This window comes from Salipiger sp. HF18 (assembly GCF_011806505.1).
GTDB lineage: Bacteria > Pseudomonadota > Alphaproteobacteria > Rhodobacterales > Rhodobacteraceae > Salipiger > Salipiger thiooxidans.
The window spans coordinates 1-832 of the sequence record NZ_JAATOS010000895.1; the positions used below are offsets into that span (position 1 = coordinate 1).

An 832-nucleotide genomic window follows, 5' to 3' on the forward strand; every position below is an offset into this window, starting at 1 on the left:
GCAGCTTGCCCGCGCCCGCAGGCGCGTCTGCGTTCTCGACACCGGCGCACCCCGCAACCGCTTTGCCGCCGCCTCGCACGGGTTTCCCGGGCAGGACGGGCGCACTCCGCAGGACATCCGCGCGGCCCTCAGACACGAACTCGCGGCCTACCCTACCCTGTCCTTCCGGGCTGGCGCGGCGGCGTCAGCGGCCCGCGAGGGGGACGGATTTCAGGTGGCATTGGCAGAGGGCGGAGACATCACCGCGCGGCGGCTGGTCCTGGCCTTCGGCGTCCGCGACAGCCTGCCCGACTTGCCGGGTCTGTCCGAACGCTGGGGGGCCACTGTGCTGCATTGCCCCTATTGTCACGGCTATGAGCTGAACGGCGCGCCGGTCGGCGTTCTGGCGCGCGGTGAGGCGGCGCTGCATCAGGCGATGCTGCTGCCCGACTGGGGGCCGACCACGCTCTTCACGCAAGGGGCGCTCGCGTTGAGCGGGGAACAACGGCAGAGCCTGACCGCCCGGGGCGTCACGGTCGAGGAAACGCCCGTCGCGGCGCTGATCGGCACCGCCCCGGCGCTTGACGGGGTGCGGCTGGAGGACGGCCGTGAAGTCGCGCTGGCGGCGCTGTTCCTGGCCCCGGACACAGTGCCCTCCTGCGATCTGGCGGAGGCTCTCGGTTGCTCCATGACGGACGGACCGACCGGTCCCTATGTGGCCGTCGACCCGATGCAGGCCACCAGCCAGCCCGGCGTCTTTGCCGCCGGCGACCTTGCCAGCCCCATGCCCAATGCAACGATTGCGGCGGCGGCGGGCGTGATGGCGGGCACCGCCGCGCCTCCCTCGCGGGTC

At 72.7% G+C, this 832-nt stretch carries 1 protein-coding gene; it reads left to right on the forward strand.

Annotated features, from left to right (window positions below; translation table 11 throughout):
• A partial coding sequence (locus HC022_RS27810) for an NAD(P)/FAD-dependent oxidoreductase (protein ID WP_167454520.1) occupies positions 1 to 832 on the forward strand: 832 nt, incomplete at both ends.